At 61.8% G+C, this 16,245-nt stretch carries 12 protein-coding genes; 5 read left to right on the top strand and 7 right to left on the bottom strand.

The window, feature by feature from the left end:
• The first annotated feature begins 137 nt into the window (after positions 1-137).
• The 4 genes from PAN31117_RS12900 to PAN31117_RS12885 all read left to right on the top strand — a co-directional run bounded on the left by PAN31117_RS12900 (position 138) and on the right by PAN31117_RS12885 (position 4,003).
• Entirely contained in the window at positions 138-1,256 is a 1,119-nt protein-coding gene (locus tag PAN31117_RS12900) for a phosphotransferase (RefSeq protein WP_150738545.1), read from the top strand.
• A 51-nt stretch (positions 1,257-1,307) separates the two neighbouring features.
• Positions 1,308-2,537, top strand: a complete 1,230-nt coding sequence (locus PAN31117_RS12895) for an acyl-CoA dehydrogenase family protein (RefSeq protein ID WP_150738544.1) — start codon at positions 1,308-1,310, stop codon at positions 2,535-2,537.
• Between the two features lie 231 nt (positions 2,538-2,768).
• The gene (locus tag PAN31117_RS12890) at positions 2,769-3,461 is read left to right on the top strand and encodes a glutathione binding-like protein (RefSeq protein WP_150738543.1); all 693 of its coding nucleotides are present in this window, start codon (positions 2,769-2,771) and stop codon (positions 3,459-3,461) included.
• A gap of 206 nt (positions 3,462-3,667) precedes the next feature.
• On the top strand, positions 3,668-4,003 hold the full coding sequence (locus PAN31117_RS12885; RefSeq protein WP_039399211.1) for a YegP family protein: 336 nt from the start codon (positions 3,668-3,670) through the stop codon (positions 4,001-4,003).
• Between the two features lie 41 nt (positions 4,004-4,044).
• On the opposite strand, the gene PAN31117_RS12880 is transcribed toward PAN31117_RS12885, so the two are convergent.
• The gene (locus PAN31117_RS12880) at positions 4,045-4,500 is read right to left on the bottom strand and encodes a MaoC family dehydratase (protein WP_150738542.1); all 456 of its coding nucleotides are present in this window, start codon (positions 4,498-4,500) and stop codon (positions 4,045-4,047) included.
• Between the two features lie 1,306 nt (positions 4,501-5,806).
• Between PAN31117_RS12880 and PAN31117_RS12875 the strand changes: the two genes are divergently transcribed.
• Positions 5,807-9,490, top strand: coding sequence for an Mcf1 protease effector domain-containing protein (locus tag PAN31117_RS12875; RefSeq protein WP_150738541.1), 3,684 nt, complete (start codon positions 5,807-5,809; stop codon positions 9,488-9,490).
• Positions 9,491-9,534: 44 nt separating this feature from the next.
• Here the strand turns inward: PAN31117_RS12875 and PAN31117_RS12870 are convergent, their stop codons facing one another.
• The 6 genes from PAN31117_RS12870 to nuoL all read right to left on the bottom strand — a co-directional run bounded on the left by PAN31117_RS12870 (position 9,535) and on the right by nuoL (position 16,239).
• Positions 9,535-10,020, bottom strand: coding sequence for a DUF1178 family protein (locus PAN31117_RS12870; protein ID WP_150738540.1), 486 nt, complete (start codon positions 10,018-10,020; stop codon positions 9,535-9,537).
• An 80-nt stretch (positions 10,021-10,100) separates the two neighbouring features.
• Complete coding sequence (locus tag PAN31117_RS12865; protein WP_150576764.1) at positions 10,101-10,691, bottom strand: NUDIX domain-containing protein; 591 nt, start codon at positions 10,689-10,691, stop codon at positions 10,101-10,103.
• Positions 10,692-10,770: 79 nt separating this feature from the next.
• Positions 10,771-11,082, bottom strand: coding sequence for a DUF2818 family protein (locus PAN31117_RS12860; RefSeq protein WP_150738691.1), 312 nt, complete (start codon positions 11,080-11,082; stop codon positions 10,771-10,773).
• Between the two features lie 115 nt (positions 11,083-11,197).
• Positions 11,198-12,667 (bottom strand): NADH-quinone oxidoreductase subunit NuoN, encoded by a 1,470-nt coding sequence (gene nuoN / locus PAN31117_RS12855; RefSeq protein WP_150576763.1) that lies wholly within the window; start codon positions 12,665-12,667, stop codon positions 11,198-11,200.
• A 20-nt stretch (positions 12,668-12,687) separates the two neighbouring features.
• Positions 12,688-14,169 (bottom strand): NADH-quinone oxidoreductase subunit M, encoded by a 1,482-nt coding sequence (locus tag PAN31117_RS12850; RefSeq protein ID WP_150738539.1) that lies wholly within the window; start codon positions 14,167-14,169, stop codon positions 12,688-12,690.
• 18 nt (positions 14,170-14,187) lie between these two features.
• Entirely contained in the window at positions 14,188-16,239 is a 2,052-nt protein-coding gene (nuoL, locus tag PAN31117_RS12845; protein ID WP_150738538.1) for an NADH-quinone oxidoreductase subunit L, read from the bottom strand.
• Between the last annotated feature and the right edge of the window lie 6 nt (positions 16,240-16,245).

Genomic DNA, 16,245 nt, shown 5'->3' with positions numbered 1-16,245 from the left:
ACGACGCGCGTCACCATCATGCAGGGCCGGGACCTCCCCGGCCCGCCACGCTTTATCGAACGTCGCCGTACAACAGCAAAAAGCCAGACCCACGAATCAGTCTCGATCAACGCAGCACCGGAAATGCAGGAGACAGCATGGCCGAGGAGCTTGTACAGGACTTTTCCGCATTCGCAGGCGAACGGGCGCTGGGCAGTCGCACGCCGTTCGACACTGCCGCGCTGGCGCGCTGGCTGACCGCCAACGTCGACGGCTTCTCCGGGCCGCTGACGCTCACGCAATTCAACGGCGGGCAGTCCAATCCCACCTACCGTCTCACCACGCCCTCGGCCGCTTACGTGCTGCGCACCAAGCCAGCCCCTGCGGCGAAGCTTCTGCCCTCAGCGCACGCCATCGAACGCGAATACCGCGTGATGGATGCGCTCGCCGGGACCGATGTCCCTGTCGCCCGCATGCGCGGCCTGTGCGAAGACGAAAACGTGATCGGACTGGCGTTCTACGTCATGGATTTCGTGGACGGACGTGTGCTGTGGGATCCGTCGTTGCCGGGCATGACGGCGACGCAGCGCGGCGAGATCTACGACGAAATGAATCGCGTCATCGCAGCGCTACATCGTGTCGATTACCGCGCCGTCGGTCTCGAATCCTATGGCAAGCCGGGGGACTACATCGCGCGTCAGATCGCGCGCTGGAGCAAACAGTACCGTGCGTCGGAGACGGAACCCATCGACGCGATGGACAGGCTCATCGACTGGCTGCCCGCCCATCTGCCGGTCAGCACGCCGGACGCCCCCGAACGCACCACCATCGTCCACGGCGACTTCCGTCTCGACAACCTGATCTTCCATCCGAGCGAGCCGCGCGTGCTCGCCGTCCTCGATTGGGAACTGTCGACGCTGGGCGACCCGATTGCGGACTTCAGCTATCACTGCATGGCGTGGCACGTGAGCCCCGGAGTGTTCCGCGGCATCGCCGGGCTCGACTGGACAGCCCTCGGCATTCCCGATGAAGACGTCTATATCCGTCGATACAGCGAGCGCACGGGCATCGTTCCGCCTGCGCAATGGCACTTTTATCTGGCGTACAACATGTTCCGCATCGCTGCGATCCTGCAAGGGATCATGAAGCGCGTGCGCGACGGCACGGCCGCGAGCCAACAGGCGCTGGACGCTGGCAAACGGGCTCGTCCGATGGCCGAACTCGCCTGGACGTATGCGCAGCGTGCAACCAACGCTACGCGCTCGTCCGGTGCCTGACCACGCGCCGACGCACCCCGATTCAGCAGACAGTCACCGCACGGAGACCTCATGAACTTCAGCTACAGCCCGAAAGTCGACGCGTTGCGCTCGCGTCTTTCAGCGTTCTTCGACGAGCACATCTTTCCGAACGAGCAGCGCTATCTGGAGGAGATCGAGATCGCCCGTCGTCACAGTGACGTATGGCAACCGTCGCAAGTGATCGAGCGTCTCAAGCCGCTCGCGCAGCAAGCCGGACTGTGGAACCTGTTTCTGCCCGACTCCGGGCGCGGTGCAGGCCTGACCAACGTCGAATACGCGCCGTTGTGCGAGATCATGGGACAGGTGCCCTGGGCCCCGGAGGTCTTCAACTGCAATGCGCCCGACACCGGCAACATGGAGACGCTCGAGCGCTACGCCACCGACGCCCAGAAGGCGCAATGGCTGGAACCGCTATTGCGCGGCGACATCCGTTCGGCGTTTCTGATGACGGAGCCGGACGTCGCATCGAGCGACGCCACCAACGTGCAATGCCGCATCCGTCGTGAGGGGGACGAATATGTCGTCAACGGCCGCAAGTGGTGGTCGACGGGAGCTGGCGATCCACGCTGCGCGCTCTACATCGTGATGGGCAAGACCGACCCCGACGCGCCGAAACACGCCCAGCAGTCGATGATCCTGATTCCGGCCGACGCGAAAGGCGTCTCGCGCGTGCGTCCGCTCACGGTCTTCGGCTACGACGACGCACCGCACGGCCACATGGAGATCGTGCTCGACGACGTACGCGTGCCCGCAAGCAGCCTGCTACTCGGCGAGGGACGCGGCTTCGAGATCGCTCAGGGACGCCTTGGGCCGGGCCGCATCCACCACTGCATGCGGCTCATCGGGCTTGCGGAGCGTGCCCTGTCGCTGATGTGCCAGCGCACGCTTTCGCGCGTGGCGTTCGGCAAACCGATTGCGGCGCAGGGCGTCACGCGCGAGCGCATCGGCGAGGCGCGATGCCTGATCGAACAGGCCCGTCTGCTCACGCTCAAGGCGGCCTACATGATGGATACGGTCGGCAACAAGGCTGCGCGTGCGGAAATCGCGATGATCAAGGTCGTCGCACCGAACATGGCGTGTCAGGTCATCGACTGGGCGATTCAGGCCCATGGGGCAGCAGGGCTTTCCGGCGATTTTCCGCTCGCGTATGCGTACGCCAGCGCCCGCACCCTGCGTTTTGCGGACGGCCCCGACGAAGTCCATCGCAACGCCATCGCAAAGCTGGAACTGGCGAAGTATCCGGATATCGCGGCCGAGTGAGGGTGACCGCCCGGTTGCGCTGGGCGAGGCTTGCCGGACGCCGCCGACCGGGCGTCCGGCAGGGAAAAACGTTCTGTGGTGTAATTTCCCGGCAGTTTTCCCCGGGGGGACGGTGCCGCCCTCCCGGCCCGTTTGCCATTTGCGCCATCACCGTGCCTCCGGAGCCGCCTGAGCGACCCACGCACGACGTGATCCGCCGGCGTCGCTCGACGCCTCCCTGAGGAGCCGCAATTGATTCAGGTCTACTCCTGGGCCACGCCCAACGGCCACAAAGTCCACATCATGCTCGAAGAATGCGGGCTGGCTTATCACGCACACGCCGTCGATATCGGTGCGGGCGATCAGTTCAAGGACGAATTTCTCGCCATCTCGCCGAACAACAAGATCCCGGCCATCGTCGACGAGGACGGCCCGGACGGCAAGCCGATCTCCCTGTTCGAATCCGGCGCAATCCTGCTGTACCTCGCTGGCAAGACCGGCCGTTTCCTGCCGGAGGACGTACGCGGCAAATACGAAACGCTCGAATGGCTGATGTTCCAGATGGGCGGCGTGGGGCCGATGCTCGGTCAGGCGCACCACTTCCGGATCTATGCGCCCGAGAAGATCGATTATGCGATCAAGCGCTACACCAACGAAGCGCGACGTCTGTACGGCGTGCTCGACAAGCGTCTGGGCGATCATCCGTACGTCGCCGGCGACATGTACACCGTGGCGGACATTGCCATCTGGCCGTGGCTGCGCTCATGGAAGAATCAGGGCGTGGAGCTGTCGGACTTCCCGAACATCCATAAGTGGTTCGAAGCCATTGAAGCACGCCCGGCGGTGCAACGCGGCATCAAGGTGCTCGCCGACGCCCGCAAGCCGCTTCAGGACGATAAAGCCCGCGAAATGCTTTTCGGCGCAACGCAATACGCGCGCCGCTGAGCGGGGTATAACCGTCGGACGGCAGCGTCCCGGGCCGTTCGGCGGACTGTCACTCAAAGTGGTTTACACTTCGAAACAAAGTGCGGTTTCGCCAAAGCGCTGGCGGTGCTAATCTAGGCGCATTCTTCGACGCGGCGCTCAGCCAGCGTCACTTGCAGTTCGCAGTCCCTCGCCGCTGGCCATTGGAAGATCCGGGAGATCCACAAATGTCAGGCAAGTTCGAACTCAAGCGCAGCCCCAATGGTGAATTCCACTTTCATCTGCTGGGCGACAGCGGGCATACCATCCTTTCCTCCGAGACATACAAGGCGCGCGCGTCTGCGCAGAACGGTATCGAATCCGTTCGCAAGAATTCCGCTGAAGATCACCGGTTTGAGCGCAAGACGTCGACTTCCGGGCGCCCTTACTTCGTCCTCAAAGCGCGCAACGGCGAGATCATTGGCCAGAGCCAGATGTTCTCGACGGCCGAGCAGATGGAGGACGGGATTACCCAGGTCAAGCGAGATGCACCCGCGGCGTCGGTGAGCGATTTGTCGCATTGACCCTCGCGCGCGTCACGGCGTGACGCGCGACGTGTCGTCGCTCAGACCGCGCGTTTGAGATACAACCCGGTCCCCCGAAAACGGCACACTTCTTCGCCATGCTGATTCGTTGCGGTCCACAACTGACGCACGATGCCGCGATCCGGACGGCTCTTCGACGCACGCACTTCGAGCGTGCTGCTCGTGACCGTTACTGTGTCGCCGGGACGCACCGGCTTGAGCCATTCGATCTGCTCCACCCCCGGCGAGCCCATGCTCGACGAGCGCGACAGCAACTTGTCGACATTCATCCGCATCATGATGCTGCACGTATGCCAACCGCTGGCAACCAAACCACCGAAGTGCGATTCGCGTCCTGCGGCTTCGTCGACGTGAAACGGCTGAGGGTCGAACTGACGCGCGAATCGGACGATCTCGTCGGCAGTGAATGTGTGTTCGCCGAGGTCGAAGGTGTCACCGACTGCGAAGTCCTCAAAGTAGTATTCAAGCGTTGCCATACCAACCTCCCGCTGTACGAATAGTCCGAGTGGATTCGAGCAATTCCGGCCATTCCAGTGATGCTCCAATGCTGCGCCAGTGTCCAGTGATGCGATAGGCACCGAAAATCGCCGCGCGTGAAGCACATTATGCATGACCGCACGAACCGCGCCTCTCCCCCCCAAAGCCTCCCGGCAATCGACAAGCGATATCTGAAAGTGCCTGCGCTATTGGCGCATTCACCATAAACGCCAGTGCCTTCAGCGCTCGCAGCCCACCCCTGCGCTCCCGCATCTCCCTACCACAGGCAGGAGCCGTCGAAAAATGATCCGCTCGACTCAGTTTCCGTTACCGCCGGCCTTCCCCTCCGCCATGACGGAACACGCACATCCTGCCTGCACCGCGACGGCGTTACCCCCCGATCGGCCACCCACACTGCAAACGCTACTCATCGCATCGCTGCCTTCCGAAGCGCCGTACTGGGCCGACAGGGTGACGCAAATCTGCGAGGACCATCCGGCACTGAGCACGAGCCTTCGATGGTTTCTCGGCAATGTCCCGCTCGCTGAGATCGCGCAGTTTCTGGACAGCGGCATCGAGGTACTCGCCGACGCGCTCGATGCCTCGCCCGATCTGGCGGACGGCATCCTGATCTCATGGGAAAGCGCGTTGGCGCGACGGCATCCCGCCGAATCTCTGGAATCGATCTGCCTGCGTGTGACGTCGCCCTCGAATCTGCGGGACATCCGGCGGTCGATGGCCCGGGCCGCCGCGCGCGATGGCGAGTCCGACAATCGTCATATAGCGGTCTGCGGCAAAAGCTGGGCTCAGAGCGTCTCGGACACGTTCCAATGGTTGCGAATGGCTGGCAGCGGCTTCGATCCGAACCTCGGCGAGGCCGATTACGAACGGCGTGCGCGCGAACTGGCGCACGAGGTAAGTAGCGCAATGCCGCTGCTCCGCTTCGACCGACGCGGCGCCATCGGCACGTTGACCGGCTTGCTTTACGCCTACGCGAGTGCCTCGCGCACCATGAGCGACATCTGCCTCGCAAGCCAGTGGCCCGCACCTCGCCGCGTCCTGCCCGACGACAGCGGGAGACTCTCATTTCGGGAAGTCATCGGCGATGTCGTCGATGCCTGTCTGCGTACCCTCTCCGAGGGCAGCGACCGACTGACGAACACCATCCCGATTGATGATCCGCTGCGCTTTCCGGCAGCGGCAAGCGCAGCGATATCGCCCCCGTCCCCGAACACCCCACGTCCCACGCCGGAAGGTGCACCTCCAGTGCATCGCGTACGCCATGCGTCACGTCATTTGAGCGAGATGCCACCGCTGAAACAGTCCCCGCTGGACAATTCGGCCGCGATGCGACGAATTGTTTCCCTCGCCGATGCTCAGGAAAATCGCGCCCGGACCCGCGAAGCCGTGATCAACGCAATTTCCCCTATGTTGGATTTGCGGCAATTCGTCGAACACGAACTGATCTCGGCCCTCGCCAGCGTCGGCATCACGCAAGATCCCGATCTGCTCTACCTGAATCGATTCAAATACTTCGGACGCCCGACCAAACTTCAGTTGCCACCCGGCTCCATCGCGCGCAGCGGCCTGATCGAATCGCTGACGTTGAGCGACGCCGCACGACAATTTGTGACACGGCAGAACCACATCAAGGAGACCCCGCTCGCCTATGGCATTTATGCGCATAACCGCACGCGGGAGAATCACTATGTCCCTGAGGACGAGATCAGGGAGATGACCGTCCCGGCATTCGAGAAACTAATCGACGATTGCAGGCGGCGCTGGCTTGGCAATCTGAATCGGCTGGGAGACCCTCTTGCCGACGCCAATCACGTCGAGGCGCTGTACGAGCGTGCGCTAACCGCACTCGATCAGCAGGCCGCCATCGCGTACAACGCCGGACGAATCTCCGGCGATGGTCTCGTTCTGGCCCAGATCGTCGCGTACGCGCCCGATGCCGCGCACCGTCGATTACACCCCGACGCGTACATCGGCAACGTCAAAGCACATGAGATCCTCATCGACGTCCCCGGCAGGGGGCACGTCCGGCCAGCAGGCGCGTTTGCCATTTCGGAGTATCCCGCTCGAATGACGCATCGCCCGGGAAGGATACTTGTCGCCGTACTGGGAAGTGGCTATCCGCTAAGGGAATACGAATCGGAACAGAGTCTCGAACGGGATCTGGCCAGGGGTGATGGCTCCGTCATCTACCGGGAACTGGTCGGTCGACTTCCCCTGGGTATGCAGCCCAGTTGCTCTGGCGACGCCCCGTGCCGGGTCATGCTCCCCGCCACGCAAGACGATGTGATTCGCCTCGCATTGCGAGCGAGCTTCAATGTCATTCGTCACGACCTCGATCGCGGTGGCAGCGCTCTGCTCGACGGACGGCGAAGTGCTGTCTGGACAACATGGCTGGCCGGTGCCAACGCCACCGACTTCGATACGGGAATGCGAGAAGCCGCGCCCGGCGACACTGGCTTTCCCTCCGGATTTCCCCCCGATACGCTCCCCCGCGAACGGCGTCTGCAAATCGACCGCAGCGCTATCGAAGCGGTTCACAAGGTCGGCCGACTGCGGGTCCGTGTCGCCATGGCCTTGCCCGATCTATCAAGCGCGACCGAGGGATACATGACCGCGCTGATCAAGACCTTAAGCGGTCAAGTCGTCTCGGCGTCGCAGACTTACCTTCATGTCTACCGGAAAAATCTAAGTACCACCCTCGACTATCCGACGATGGACTGGAGCGGCCCGAAGACGCCGATCGAGACATCGTCGTTAGCGCAATACCTGGCGAACCGGGTCAGCGGCGCAACAACCGAAGCGCTCTCACCCGGCACCCGGGCCATCTTCTCGAACGATGCAAACCCTGTCGACGCGCGCGAACTGAATATTCCGAACCTGACACCTGAGGCTTTGCTTAACGCCATCGACACGGAATCCTTCGTCGATCAGCAAACCGACAAGTTCGATGCGTTCTGGCTAGACCACTCGCAGGATATGTTCGTGTCGCTTAAAGGCGCGTTCATCATCGAGGCCTTCGTACAACAGAGGGAACGTCGCCTGCCGCTCGCAGCGGCGGACATCGCGCGGCGCGTCGCCGGATGCGCCAGCCTATATTCGCTGGATCTCGAACCGATGCACAAACCGTCGATTCCGGATCCCGGCATTCGCATGTCATGGCTACACATCGGCGGCGCGAAATCGGACATTCAAATCTTCGAGGATGTCGGAACCGGCTGGCTGCTCATTTATGCGCCTCGCGTGCTGTCGGATCATCTGATCTCGTTTGATCGTCGTTCGGCGCTGCACAGTTGGCTCACTGAACAGCTCGGCGACACGAGTACCCGCGAACGCCTGATGAGCGCGTTCTCCGAAGCCGATCGCGAAAACGCGATGGGTACTGGCCTCATCGGTACGTCAGCCCCGCGCAGGGGCATCGTCCCCGCGTTGTCATTCTCGACATCGCCCATTCTAGACGACCCCTTCAGCGCATACCGTGATGTGTTCCGGGAGCGCGTGAAGGAAGAAACGCATAGCCGAACGCCGAGATTGACCGGTAGCGTCGTTGCGCCGCTGCTCGACACGCTTGCCGCCACCAACTTTGTATTTGGCCTTGCCTCCATCGTCGGAGCCGCGGTGCCTGGCATCAGTGCGACTTCCGGCACGCTCTCCGCGATTACCTTCGCAATGGGCACCACCGCCGTTGCCTTCGGAGACGCACCGGCTCGACGTGCGGGATGGAATGCCATGCTTTCCGGGGCGGTCGGGCTGCCAATCAGCTGGTACACGGATGCCGCCGCTGCGGTGCGCGCGCAGTTGCGGCCCTTTCTGGCGTCCGACTCGGCGCGACGGTTGCATCAACTGATGCCCAACCTTTATCGCAGCGAAGAAGGTATGGTGGTGCGTTCCGGGGATTACTATTTCAATGTCGACTATTTTCCCGACCGCGGGTCCTGGAACGTGATCGATCATGGCAAGCCGAGCTCGCCCGGACCCTCGATCTCGCAAACCGCGGATTACGACTGGATTCTCCGAGACATTAGCGCGCCCTCCACGCCCGACAGCTCAGTCGGTGCAACGGTGTTCCATGACGATGTGAGCCTGAATTTCATCGACGTCGAATACCGCTCGAAGCTCTCAGCGCAGCGTCATGCAGCGTCGGCCGCGCATCGCGAAGCCTTCCTGGCGGGCCGGAGCGAAGCGAAGCAAAGTCCGTTGAACCTGCCACCGGAAGCGCGGCCGTCGGAGCTGCTCAAGCTGGATTTCATCGATCCGGCGACCAGCGATCCCCGACTGCTCGGCATCCTCTCGCGCCGCGTCGAAGAAGCCATGCGTGTCGAGGCCACAGCGCGTGCTGCGCTCAACGCTCAGCTCATTGCCGGAGACATTCGCGCCGCGTCCGGAGAATTTCGACCACTGCCACAAATGGCCTACACGGCAAGCAACGCCGATGGGCGCACCGGATTCTGCTTGCCGCTGGTGCGCATGATGGCCGTCGCTCAACATCGTGGGGACATCACGTCGTTCATCAGGACGATAGAAGGTGCCGTTCAACGGCCGCAATCCCGTCACGCGCTTTCGCTTCGGGAGAATCTCATACGACTGCATTCCAGCCCGGAAGCCAGCGCTGCGGAAACGCACCTCGGACTGCTCGACCTCGACAGGCTCGAACGCGAGATCGCGAACGGTCCCGGCTGTGCGACGTATCTCGTCACCACGCGGAGTCATTCCATGTCTATTGTGGTCGAGCCTGCAGGCACCATCGTCTACGATCCGAATTTCGGCGTTGCCGAATTCCGCTCGGCCGACGACGCGCTCAAGGCCTTCGGGGCGCTGATGCATCGAGGCGATCTGGCGCGTCACTACGGGGCGTTCGACGGCGTGGGCGACATGCAGTTCGTCCTCAAGCGAGTGGACGTGGAAATGCTCGCCCAGGTCGACTTGGGGGGCACGAAGGTGGCAGAGATGGCCGTCTCGGCGTGGGAGTGAAATCAGGGCAAAGCGATGGCCACCGACACGGCGACCGAGGCCCCCTACTGAAGCGTTTCCTTGACGCCGTTAGGCAGCGGCAACGACATGATGTCGATACCTTCGTCGGCCAGCGCCTCGGCTTCCTCTCGCGACGTGGTGCCGCGAATATTGCGCTCCGGGGCTTCCTGATAGTGAATCTTGCGAGCTTCCTCGGCGAATTGATTGCCGACGTCTTCCGTATTCGCAATGACGTGGCGCACGGCCTTCATCCACAACGTCTGCAATTGACGCTGCGCTTGCGCAACTTCCGGAGGCAGCGCATCGGTACGCACCGGCGGCTCGCCCGCCTGCATCGCCGAGGTCTCGGCGCGTGAAGTCGTCCCCGACAGATTCAGACGCGGTGCGGACGGCATGCGCACGACAGCCGTATCGCCACAGACCGGGCAAGCCACCAGCCCCCGGGACTGCTGCGAGAGGTAATCGTCCTCCGAACCGAACCAGCCCTCGAAGGTGTGCTCATGGGCACAACGCAGATCAAAAACCTTCATGATGCAACGGATGTGTCCCCGCCCCGCCGTTGGAATACGTCGGCGGGACCGGGATGGAATAATGACCGTAAGACGGCGAATCAGCGCAACGGCGTACGTTCACCGGGCTGCCAGACTCCCGATAATATCTTTTCCAGCCAAAACGCGCCGATAATCGATTTCACGTCCGTGACGCGCCCTTCACGCACCCACTGAAGCAATTCCGTCGCGGGCATCTTGAAGACGTCCAGAAACTCGCCTTCATCCAGCTTCTGTTCGCCCTTCGTCAGATCGCGAGCCAGCCAGATGTCGATGAACTCGGTCGAGTACGAAATCACCGGGTGAATGCGGGTCAGGTAGTCCCAGCGCTCGGCCCGATAGCCTGTCTCTTCCAGCAACTCGCGCTGACCGCATACCAGACCGCCCTCGGCCTCGTCGAGCTTACCGGCGGGCAACTCCGTCATCACACGCTTCAGGGGATAACGATACTGGCGCTCCATGAGCACCTGACCGTCTTCGAACAACGGAATCACCATCACCGCACCCGGATGGGTCGTGTATTCGCGAATCGCCGTCTTGCCGTCGGGCAAACGCACGCGATCGCGCTTGATGGTGAGGAACGCGCCTTCGTAGACGGTATCGCTCTCGATGCCGGTCTCAATCAGGTGCTGGTCGTCTTGCTGTTGGGTCATAAGCCCTCCACGGCTGAAAATTGGCGAACCCAGAATACAAAACGCCGCCTCAGGGGCGGCGTCTTGCGAAGCATCCATCTCACGCGGCAACCGCCGGTCGATGGCGCCACAAATACCGGTAGACGAAGCCCGGAAACGCGAACACGACAAACAGGCTCGCCGTCACGGCATAGAACTCCCAGCCCTGCGCGAACACATTACCGATGCCCGACTCGATCAGATAACCCAGCGCACCCACGACGAAGTACGCCACCACCATCTCGATCAGACGAAGCCACAACGGTTTGACCGCCGACTTGCGTCCGAGAATACCGAACAACCGCTGGTTCACGAACGGCAGGTTCGCGCCCAGCACGGCCAGCAGAATGACTAGCGTACCGCCTGCGGACATCCCCATCGTTCGTCTCCCGTATTCACCTTGAGGTGTCTGTCAAACGGCAAGGCAGATCGTGTCGATCTGCCCTGTCCGCGTTTCCCTTTACTGCTATTGCTTCCCGACTGGCGAATCAGCTCGCCAGCGTCAGCTTGATCGTGCGCAGGCACCAGTCCATCAACGACCCCGGCATCAGGCCGAGATACAGCATGGCCAGACCGTTGATCGACAGCACGAAGCGCATCGTACCGCTGCCTTCAAGCGCATTGGTGTCGTCGGCTTTGTCAAAGTACATCAGCTTCACAACACGCAGATAGTAGAACGCACCGATCAGCGACGCGATCACCGCCACCACTGCCAGCCAAACCATCCCTGCGTTCACGACGGCTTGCAGCACTGCCAGCTTGGCGTAGAAGCCTGCCAGCGGCGGAATGCCGGCCAGCGAGAACATCAACATCAGCATGACGAAGGCAAACCACGGGCTGCGCTGGTTCAGGCCCTTCAGATCCGAGAGATTCTCGGCTTCGAAGCCCTTGCGCGACAGCAGCAGCACGATGCCGAACGTACCCAGCGTCGTCAGCAGATAGATCACGCTGTAGAACAGCGACGAACCGTACGCGTCGGCGATGCCGTCGATCTTGCCGCCCACTACGCCCGAGAGCATCCCCAGCAGCACGAAGCCCATGTGCGAGATCGTCGAGTACGCCAGCAGACGCTTGACGTTGGTCTGCACGATAGCCGTCAGGTTACCGATCACCAGCGAGAGCACCGCCAGGATGATCAGCATCTGCTGCCAGTCGATCGCCAGCGGCAGCATACCTTCCACCAGCAAGCGCAGCAGCAGCGCGAAGGCACCCAGCTTCGGTGCCCCGCCGATGAGCAGCGTGACCGGGGTCGGTGCGCCCTGATAGACGTCCGGCACCCACATGTGGAACGGCGCAGCACCCAGCTTGAACGCCAGGCCGGCGACCACGAAGACCACGCCGAACACCAGCACGATCTTGTTCACGGCGCCCGAAGCGATCACTTCGAAGACCTTGGCGAGTTCGAGCGAGCCCGTCGCGCCGTACATCATCGACATACCGTAGAGCAGGAAGCCCGAAGCCAGCGCGCCCAGCACGTAGTACTTCATGGCCGACTCGGTCGCATTCGTCGAATCGCGCCACACGGCGGCGAGCGCATACAGCGACAACGACATCAGTTCCAGACCCAGATACAGCGTCAGGAAGCTGTTGCCCGAGATCATCACCGACAGGCCCAGCAGCGAGAACAAGCTGAGGACGTAGAAGTCGCCACGGGCGAGACCGCGGGCTTCCAGATACTTCTGGCCGTAGATGAACGTGACGAACGTTGCCAGACCGCCGAAGGCCTTGAGCAGATTCGACATCGGGTCGGCGACGAACACGTTACCGAACAGGTAATGCGACGCCGGGTCGGCGGCGTTGCAAGCCCACAGCACCGACACGACAGCCGACGTGATACACGCCAGCACGTAGTTGAGCTTGCGCGTCTGGCCGAGGAACGCGTCGCACATCATGATCACGAGGATCATGAGCAGCAGGATGGCCTCCGGCAACGCAGGCAGCAGATTAATGTTTTGCATGATCTAGATGTCCTCCCCGATTACGGCAGCTTAGTCTGCGCCACGTGGGCGAGGAGGTTAACCACGGAGGTATGCATCAGGTCCGTAAAAGGCTTCGGATAGATACCCATGAACAACGTAAGAGCCGCCAGCACTGCGAGCATGAAGAACTCGCGCTTGTTGATGTCGACCAGCTCGCGCACATGATCGTTGGCGATGGCGCCGAAAATCACGCGCTTGTACATCCACAGCGAGTAGGCCGCACCGGTGATCAGCGAGGTGGCAGCCAGCAGGCCCACCCAGAAGTTCAGCTTCACAGCGCCCAGAATCACCAGGAACTCGCCCACGAAGCCCGACGTTGCCGGCAGACCACTGTTGGCCATGGCGAACAGCATCAGGAACGCGGCGAACTTCGGCATCGTGTTCACAACACCGCCGTAGTCGGCGATGTTGCGCGAGTGCATGCGGTCATACAGCACACCGATACACAGGAACATGGCGCCCGACACGAAACCGTGCGAGATCATCTGCACCATCGCGCCCTGCATGCCGATTTCGCTGAACATGAAGAAGCCGAGGATCGCGAAGCCCATGTGAGCGATCGACGAGTAAGCCACCAGTTTCTTCATATCCGTCTGCACCAGAGCCACGAGGCCGATGTAGACGATGGCGATCAGCGCAAGCGCGACCATGAAGCCCGACAGATAGTGACTGGCGTCCGGTGCGATCGGCAGCGAGAAGCGCAGGAAACCGTACGCACCGAGCTTCAGCATGATGGCGGCCAGCACGACCGAGCCACCCGTGGGCGCTTCCACGTGGGCGTCCGGCAGCCAGGTGTGCACCGGCCACATCGGCACCTTCACAGCGAAGGCCATGAAGAAGGCCACGAACAGCAATATCTGCACGTTCATCGGCAGCTTCGCGGCGTACCAGTCGGTCAGCGTGAACGAACCCGTCGCGTTGTACAGATAGATCAGCGCGACCAGCATCAGCAGCGAGCCGAGCAGCGTGTACAGGAAGAACTTGAACGCGGCGTACACGCGGTTCGGACCACCCCAGATACCGATGATCAGATACATCGGGATCAGCGTGGCTTCGAAGAACACGTAGAACAGCAAGCCGTCCTGTGCCGAGAACACGCCGATCATCAGACCGGAGAGGATCAGGAACGCGGCCATGTACTGCGCCACGCGTTCGGTGATCACTTCCCAGCCCGCGATCACCACGATCACCGTGATGAGGGCGGTCAGCACGACAAGCCACAGCGAGATACCGTCGATGCCGAGGAAGTAGTTGATGTGGAAGCGCTCGATCCAGCTCGATTTCTCGACGAACTGGAACGAAGAGGCCTTGGCGTCGAAGTTCGAGATCAGCGGCAGCGTGACCAGGAAGCTCAGCAGCGAGCCGATGAGCGACAGCGCGCGTGCGATGCCCGGATTGCGGTCGTTACCCACCGCGAGGACAACGATCCCCGAGATGATGGGCAGCCAGATGGCCAGACTCAGAAGCGGTAGCGATTGCATTGTTATTGGCTCCCCCTATTACTTGCCGTTCAACGTCACAAACAGCGTCAGGAGCCCGAGCATGCCGATGATCATGGCGAACGCGTAGTGGTAGATGTAACCGGATTGCACGAAGCGGATGACGCCTGCGAACCAGCCCACCAGACGCGCGCTGCCATTCACGACGGCGCCGTCGATGAGACCCTGATCGCCTGCCTTCCAAAGACCGCGGCCAATCTTGAGCGCGCCCTTGGCGAAGACCACTTCGTTGATCTTGTCCATGTAGTACTTGTTATCGAGCAGGTTGTAGACGCCCGAGAACCGGTTCTTCAGCGCTTCCGGAATGTCCGGACGCTTGAGGTAGAAGAACGCCGCCAGAATGATGCCCAGCGCCGACAGTGCGATCGGCAGCGTGCCGAACGAGTGCAGCGCCATCGCCACCCAGCCGTGGAACTCGTGGCCGATCTCTTCCATCGCCGGGTGATTCTCGCCGACGAAGATCACGTCCTTGAACGCCACGCCTTGCTTGAAGAACTCGCCGAAGAGCATCGGAGCGATCGCGATGGCACCGATGATGACCGACGGGATCGCCAGCAGGATCAGCGGAATCGTGACGACAGCCGGCGACTCGTGCGGCTTCTGGCCCGGGGCCAGACCGTGGTGCTCGCCGTGCGAATCCTCTTCTTCCTCGTGGTGCGCGTCGTGATGGTCATGCGCATGCGCCTGACCGAAACGCTCCTTGCCGTGGAAGACCAGGAAGTACATACGGAACGAGTAGAACGCCGTGACGAACACGCTCGCGACCACTGCGAAGTAGGCAAAGCCCGAACCCGGCAGATGCGAGGCGGCGACCGCTTCGATGATCGAGTCCTTCGAATAGAAGCCCGAGAAGAACGGCGTACCGATCAGCGCCAACGAACCCAGCAGCGACGTAATCCACGTGATCGGCATGTATTTCCACAGGCCGCCCATGTTGCGCATGTCCTGATCGTGGTGCATACCGATGATGACCGAGCCCGCACCGAGGAACAGCAGCGCCTTGAAGAACGCGTGCGTCATCAGGTGGAAGATGGCGACCGGGTAGGCCGACACGCCGAGCGCGACCGTCATGTAACCGAGCTGCGAGAGCGTCGAGTAGGCCACGACACGCTTGATGTCGTTCTGGATCATGCCCAGGAAGCCCATGAACAACGCCGTGATCGCACCGATGATCGTGATGAACGACAGCGCGGTGTCCGACAGTTCGAACAGCGGCGACATACGGCTCACCATGAAGATACCCGCCGTCACCATCGTGGCCGCGTGAATCAGTGCCGAGATCGGGGTCGGGCCTTCCATCGAGTCCGGCAGCCAGACGTGCAGCGGGAACTGCGCCGACTTACCCATCGCGCCGATGAACAGGCAGATACAGGCAACCGTAATCAGACGCCAGTCGGTGCCCGGGAACGACAGGGCCGCCACGTCGTTGGCCTTGGCGAACACTTCACCGTAGTTCAACGTACCGGTGAAGGCCAGCAGCAGGCCGATGCCCAGCAGGAAGCCGAAGTCGCCGACGCGGTTGACCAGGAACGCCTTCATGTTGGCGTAGATCGCGGTCGGACGCGTGTACCAGAAACCGATCAGCAGGTACGAGACCAGACCCACCGCTTCCCAGCCGAAGAACAGTTGCAGGAAGTTGTTGCTCATCACGAGCATCAACATCGAGAACGTAAACAGCGAGATGTACGAGAAGAAGCGCTGGTAGCCAGGATCTTCCGCCATGTAGCCAATGGTGTAGATGTGCACCATGAGCGAGACGGAGGTGACTACGCACATCATCGTGACGGTGAGCGTGTCGACGAGGAAACCGATCTCGAGCTTGAGTTCGCCGATGCGCGCCCATTCGTAGACCGTGGCGTTGAAGCTCGCCCCGTTCAACACGTCGATAAAGGTCATGACCGACAGGACAAACGCGACCAGCACGCCGAGGATCGTGACCGTGTGGGCGCCCGCGCGTCCGACTTGCTTGCCGAACAGGCCGGCAATCATGGAGCCGACGAGCGGCGCCAGCGGAATCGCGAGCAGCAGGTTGGGATTCAATGTGGATGCCATAACAGC

The organism is Pandoraea anapnoica (genome assembly GCF_902459765.1).
GTDB lineage: Bacteria > Pseudomonadota > Gammaproteobacteria > Burkholderiales > Burkholderiaceae > Pandoraea > Pandoraea anapnoica.
The sequence above is the reverse complement of the archived record's forward strand: the minus strand, read 5'-3'. Positions and strand labels throughout refer to the sequence as shown.